This window comes from Hydrogenivirga sp. (assembly GCF_056450045.1).
The window spans coordinates 1-6,007 of the sequence record NZ_JBWONM010000073.1 but is presented as its reverse complement, the minus strand read 5'-3'; the positions used below and the strand labels follow the sequence as shown (position 1 = coordinate 6,007).

Annotated in this window: 7 protein-coding genes; 4 read left to right on the top strand and 3 right to left on the bottom strand. The window is 52.1% G+C overall.

The genetic code is table 11. The annotated features are described in order from the left end of the window. Positions 1-188 precede the first annotated feature (188 nt). Complete coding sequence (locus tag AC1HCM_RS03050; protein WP_479460305.1) at positions 189-1,307, top strand: AAA family ATPase; 1,119 nt, start codon at positions 189-191, stop codon at positions 1,305-1,307. Here the strand turns inward: AC1HCM_RS03050 and AC1HCM_RS03045 are convergent. From AC1HCM_RS03045 to AC1HCM_RS03035, 3 genes are read right to left on the bottom strand one after another with little or no spacing between them, the layout of a single operon-like run. Next, a complete protein-coding gene (locus tag AC1HCM_RS03045; RefSeq protein WP_479460304.1) occupies positions 1,291-1,962 on the bottom strand; it encodes a transglycosylase SLT domain-containing protein in 672 nt (223 codons plus the stop codon). The genes AC1HCM_RS03050 and AC1HCM_RS03045 overlap by 17 nt on opposite strands. Beyond that, positions 1,959-3,047 carry a flagellar basal body P-ring protein FlgI gene (locus AC1HCM_RS03040; protein WP_479460303.1) on the bottom strand — a complete coding sequence of 363 codons (1,089 nt, stop codon included), beginning with the start codon at positions 3,045-3,047 and terminating at the stop codon, positions 1,959-1,961. The genes AC1HCM_RS03045 and AC1HCM_RS03040 overlap by 4 nt, the downstream gene beginning before the upstream one ends. Continuing rightward, positions 3,008-3,679 carry a flagellar basal body L-ring protein FlgH gene (locus AC1HCM_RS03035; protein ID WP_479460302.1) on the bottom strand — a complete coding sequence of 224 codons (672 nt, stop codon included), beginning with the start codon at positions 3,677-3,679 and terminating at the stop codon, positions 3,008-3,010. The genes AC1HCM_RS03040 and AC1HCM_RS03035 overlap by 40 nt, the downstream gene beginning before the upstream one ends. Positions 3,680-3,733: 54 nt before the next feature. Between AC1HCM_RS03035 and fabG the strand changes: the two genes are divergently transcribed. The 3 genes from fabG to fabF are packed head-to-tail and all read left to right on the top strand — an operon-like array spanning position 3,734 to position 5,988. After that, complete coding sequence (gene fabG / locus AC1HCM_RS03030; protein ID WP_479460301.1) at positions 3,734-4,477, top strand: 3-oxoacyl-[acyl-carrier-protein] reductase; 744 nt, start codon at positions 3,734-3,736, stop codon at positions 4,475-4,477. A 27-nt stretch (positions 4,478-4,504) separates the two neighbouring features. After that, complete coding sequence (locus tag AC1HCM_RS03025) at positions 4,505-4,741, top strand: acyl carrier protein (protein WP_479460300.1); 237 nt, start codon at positions 4,505-4,507, stop codon at positions 4,739-4,741. Then, positions 4,738-5,988, top strand: coding sequence for a beta-ketoacyl-ACP synthase II (gene fabF, locus AC1HCM_RS03020; protein ID WP_479460299.1), 1,251 nt, complete (start codon positions 4,738-4,740; stop codon positions 5,986-5,988). Before AC1HCM_RS03025 ends, fabF begins: the two co-directional genes overlap by 4 nt. Positions 5,989-6,007 lie beyond the last annotated feature (19 nt).

Here is a 6,007-nt window from a genome sequence, read left to right as displayed (position 1 = left end):
CTCTCGGTGTATATCCTCCTCAGAAACCTCTCCCCGAACCTCTCTATAGCCTTGCCTATCCTCTCGTTCCTGACTATGTCCACACCCACCATAGGTTCGCAAATTTTACCACTCCTTTAGGATTTCTCCAGGGAGACGGATTTTATACCTGGCGGTATAACGCTGTGAGGTATATAATATTTTATACTATGAGGTATAATCCTTTCTACTTCGGTGGTGTCGTTGAAAGAGAAGATTTCTGTAACAGGGAGAAAGAGCTTGAAAGCCTTGAAAGGGACGTGATGTCAGGAATTAACCTCCTTATATACGGACCCAGAAGGTACGGGAAAACATCCCTAATCTTCATGCTCTCCGAAAGACTTGAAAACCAGGGAGTTAAGACCGTGTATCTGGACCTTTTTCCCGTGTCCTCGGAGGAAGAGTTCATAAGGCTCTATTTCTCAGCTGTGGTTTCTGCTCTTGAACCTAGAGCGGATAAGGTTATGAGGCTCCTTAAGGAGGTCTTGAACTTCAGACCCTCCTTCAGCGTAAACGTGGACAGAGATGGAAACACCACCTTCAGCCTTCACGTTGAGAGAAGGGAGATAGACAGAACCTTTGAAGAGGTGGTGAACCTTCCCTTTACCTATGCCAAGAAGACGGATAAGAAGCTCTGTGTTGTGTTTGACGAGTTTCAGGAGGTTTACAGGCTTGAGCTTTCCGCAAAGCTGAGGAGTGTTATACAGAACCACTCAAGGTCAGTGTCCTACCTGTTCTCCGGAAGCAGGAAGTCCATCCTTGAAAGGATGTTTTCCGACAGGAAGGAGCCTTTTTACAGGTCCGTCAAGAAGTTCCCTCTCGGTCCTATATCCGCCAAAGACTGGATTCCCTTCATAGGGGAGAAGTTTGAGAAAACAGGTAAGCACATCTCTGATACGTTCATAAGGAAGGGAGTTGAGCTCCTTGAAGGGCATCCCCACGGCGTTCAACAGCTGTTCCACTTCGTCTGGGAAGAAACAGAGAAGGATGTTGATGAAGAGGCGTTTGAGAAAGCTGTAGATAGGCTGATTGAAAGTGAAAAGGACACTTTCTGGTACCTTTGGGAGGAGCTTACCAACATCCAAAGAAAAGTCTTGAGACTAGTTGCCTACACAGGGGGAAAGGAGATCTACAAGAAAGAGTCTCTTGAGAAGCTCTCCCTGAGCGCCAACCTTGTACAGAAGAGCATCAGATCCCTCCTTGAGAAGGATGTCCTTGACAAGAAAGGTGGAAGGTTAACCTTTCAGAACCCACTGATGAAGTTATGGCTCCTCAGAACGTTCCCTTGAACCTCTCAAGGTAATCTCGGGTCTCCTGAGGAAGGAGCTCCGGGTTGTTTAAAACCTTATCAATGCCGGCTCTCAGGAGATTTCCCTCACCCCAGTTGTAGGCTATGAGGACGAGGTTCGGACTTTTGTATTTCCTGATGAGATTTTTTATATAAGAAAGGGCTGCCCTCGTAGATTTCACCGGGTCAAGCCTCTCGTCCGTATCCCCTTCAACCCTGAGCCCCAGACTCCTTGCGGTTTCGGGCATGAGCTGCCACAGCCCTGCCGCCCCCTTCTTTGACACGGCACGTGGGTTGTATCCGCTCTCAATCTCCGGTATCAGGGCAACCCAGGAGGGAAGCCCTTCCCTCTGAACCATCTCCCTGACCATCTCCCTCAATTCCTTATCACCGGAACTCCTCTGGTAACTCTCAACTACAAACCTCGCTATCCCTATACCCCCCGCCTCCGCAAGCTTTGAGCTCACACCTTCCAAGAACATGTCGTAGTAAAGCCTCTGGTAAAAATCCTTCCCCTTTATAAGGGGTCTGTAGGTTTCCTTTAGTACCTGTTTGAGCAAAATCGCCTCAAACTCCCTTGCGATGCTCTTTATGTCTTTCTTCTTTATAAGCTCCCTGTAGTTGTAAGAAGGGCTTGAGAAGATAACCCTGCTCATAGTACCTCCAGCTTAGCCTTAAGAGCCCCCGCCTCCTTTATAGCCTGAAGGACGGATATTATCTCCCTCGGCGTAGCACCTATCCTGTTGAGGGAGTTGACAAGCTCCTGAACGGTTGAGCCCCTGAGGGGAACGAGCCTCCTCTTCTCCTCCTCAACCGTTATCTCGGTCCTCGGGACCACCTTTGTCTCTCCTCCCGAAAGGGGTGGGGGCTGAACGACCTCGGGCATCTCCTTTACCTTGACGACGAGGCTCCCCACAGCGACCGCAACGGGGCTTATCCTCACGTCCCCGCCAAGGACTATGGTCCCCGAGCGCCCGTCTATAACTACCTTAGCCACCTGAGAGGTGCTCACCTCAAGGTTCTCCACCTGAGCTAAGAAGTCAACGGGGTTCATACCGGAGGGTATCCTGACCTTCACCGTTGCGCTGTCAATCGCCGTTGCTGTGCCCTCTCCGAACCTCTTGTTTATTACGTCCTGGACGAGCTTTGCGCTCGTGAAGTCTGGGATATCAAGGGTTATGTTCACCTCAGACACGTTCATATCAAAGGGAAGGTCTCTCTCAAGGATGGCGCCGTTTGGTATCCTTCCTACTGTGGGGATGTTCTTTACCTGCCTCGCACCCCTTCCCCTCGCCTCGTACCCGCCGACTATGAGCTGTCCCTGGGCTAAGGCGTATATCTTTCCATCAGGACCCCGGAGGGGTGTGAGGAGAAGGGTACCCCCTTCAAGACTCTTGGCATCACCGATTGAGGAAACGCTCACATCAAACCTCATGCCAGCCTTTGCGTAGGGAGGGACCTTTGCGGTAACAACGACAGCTGCCACGTTCCTGACCGTGATCCTGTTTGGGTCAACCACTATACCCATCTTCTGGAGGGCGTTGGCGAGGCTCTTTACCGTAAACTGGGTAGCCTTTCCATCCCCCGTTCCCTTCAGACCCACCACGAGACCGTATCCCTGAAGGTAGTTTATCCTGCTCCCCTCTATGGAGGCGATGTCCTTTATCCTCTCCCCAAAGGAGAGGGAAAAGAGGAAGAGTATCAGAAGGGGAATATTACGGCAAATATCCTTGCGAGCCATCCAGGCTTACCTCCCTCAGCCATGTATCCCTTTCCATCAAGGAATATCTCCATGTTGGCAATCTTGTCACTGGATACGGTGTTGTTGCTGTCAATGTCCTCGGGTCTGATTATCCCTCTGAGAACGAACTCTCTCTTCATTCCGTTCACCACTATGTACTTCTTAGCTTCTATTAACATCGTCCTGTTTGGGTAAACTTTTACCACCCTGCCGGCAAGCCTCGTCGTAAGGGTCCCCTGTTGCTGAACCTTGCTCGCCGCCTTCGTATCGTACTTTCCCTCCGCCTGGGAACCGAGATTGGCGAGGGTGTTCTGAGGAACACCGAAGAAGGAGCTTATAGCGTTTGAGAAGGCGGAAGACCTCCCTGCCTGATTGGAGAGGCTCTCAACGGCATTTATGCTCTCCACCACGTATATGAATATGAGGTCTCCCGGCTGAGCAGCCCTGTTCTCCCCGTAAAGGTCAACCCACCCCCTTCCCGAAAGTAAGCTTCCCCTCGCCTTTTCTTCCTTGTACTCCTCGGTAGGGAAAGGGTTCTCCTTTTCGTAGGTCTTCAGGTCCTTGGGCTTTTCGGAGCAGGAGGTCAGAAAGATAAGAAGAAAGGCAAGAGCTGAGCTTAGAAAAACCCCCATTTAAACACTAATATAGCAATTCGGGGGCAAATCTGCTATAATTTGTAGCCAATCATGATAAACCTTTCCGAAAAAGTAGCTCTTGTTACAGGTTCAACCCGTGGTATAGGCAGGGCGACAGCCCTCAGGCTCTCCGAAGCGGGGGCTACCGTTGTGGTTACAGGAAGGAGCGAGGACAGGGCTAAGGAGGTTGCAAAGGAGATAGCCCAGAGGACGGGTGGAAAGGTTGTTGGTGTCGGTCTTGATATCGGTGTGAAGGAGTCCGTTGAGGAGGCTTTCGGGAAGATAAAGGAAGAGGTTGGTTCCGTTGACATACTCGTGAACAACGCCGGTGTGAACAGGGACACCCTCTTTATAAGGATGAAGTACGAGGACTGGGACGAGATAATAAGGGTCAACCTCACTGGAACCTTCCTCGTCACCCAGCTTGCGGTCAAGGATATGCTCAGGAAGAGGTGGGGAAGGATAATAAACATGTCCTCAGTCGTTGCCTTCATAGGTAACGTTGGGCAGGCTAACTACTCCGCCGCCAAGGCTGGACTCGTTGGCTTTACGAAAACCCTTGCGAAGGAGCTTGCCCCGAGAAACATAACCGTGAACGCAGTTGCCCCCGGTTTTATAGAAACGGACATGACGGAGGGTCTTCCCGAGGAGATAAAGCAGGGCTTCCTTTCCCAGATACCTATGAACAGGTTCGGGAAGGCTGAGGACGTGGCAAACGTGGTTCTCTTCTTGGCTTCGGACCTGTCGGGCTACATGACGGGTGAGGTAATTCATGTTAACGGAGGTCTTTTTTAATTAAATCCATTTACGGAGGTGAAGAAGATGGCTCTTGAGGACAGGATCAAGGAGATCATAGCCGACCAGCTCGGCGTGGAGCAGGAGAAGATAGTTCCCGAGGCAAAGTTCGTGGACGACCTGGGAGCGGACTCCCTGGACGTTGTTGAGCTGATAATGGCTTTTGAGGAGGAGTTCGGCATAGAGATACCCGATGAGGACGCCGAGAAGATACAGACGGTTGGAGATGTTATCAATTACCTCAAGGAGAAGGTGGGTGGATGAGGAGACGGGTCGTAGTCACCGGTCTCGGGGCTGTCACCCCGATAGGCACGGGCGTTGATAAATTCTGGAACAACCTCGTAAAGGGCGTAAGCGGTATAGACTACATAAAGAGCTTTGACCCGGACGAGTTCGGTCTCTCGGTCAAGATCGCGGGAGAGGTAAAGGACTTTGACCCTATGAGCTTCCTTGACAAGAAGGAAGCCTCCCGGCTCTCTTTGTTCGTTCACTACGCCGTTGCCGCCGCCGAAGAGGCTATAAAGGACAGCGGTATAAAGGATGCCGGCTATGACCCCCTGAAGGTGGGTGTGATAATAGGAACGGGCATAGGAGGTCTAAGGGATATTGAGAGGGAGCATTCGGTGATAACCACCAAGGGGGCGAGGAGGGTCTCCCCCTTCTTCATACCCTACGGAATATCCAACATGGGGGCTGGCTACGTTGCCATAAGGCACGGCTTCAAGGGACCCAACTACTGCGTTGTCTCCGCCTGCGCTACCGGCAACCACTCAATAGGGGATGCCTTCAGGATGATTCAGGCTGGGGACATAGACGCCGCCATAGCTGGTGGTACTGAGGCTGCGGTCACGCCCCTGGGTGTTGCGGGCTTTGCGGTGATGCGGGCGCTCTCAACGAGGAACGACGAGCCCCAGAAGGCTTCAAGACCCTTTGACAGGGACAGGGACGGCTTCGTGATGGGAGAGGGAGCCGGTGTTCTCGTCCTTGAGGAGTACGAGAGGGCTAAGGCGAGGGGTGCTAAGATATACGCCGAGCTCGTTGGCTACGGTGCAACCGACGATGCCTACCACATAACGGCTCCCCACGAGTGCGGTGAGGGTGCCTACGAGTGCATGAGGCTTGCCTTAGAGGATGCGGGGCTCAACCCCGATGAGATAGACTACATCAACGCCCACGGGACCTCAACCCCTCTAAACGACAAGATAGAGACCCTTGCCATAAAGCAGCTCTTTAAAGACCACGCCTACAGGCTGAAAGTAAGCTCCAACAAGTCCATGATAGGGCATCTGCTCGGGGCTGCGGGGGCGGTTGAGGCTGTTGCCTCCGTTAAGACAGTTGAGACGGGAATTATCCCACCCACCATAAACCTTGAGAACCCAGACCCCGAATGCGACCTTGACTATGTCCCCAACGAGGCTGTTCAGATGGACGTGAGGGCTGTTCTCTCCAACTCCTTCGGCTTCGGCGGGACCAACGCCTGCCTTGTATTCAAGAAATGTGAGGATGTTTGAAGAGGTTGAGCAGCGCATA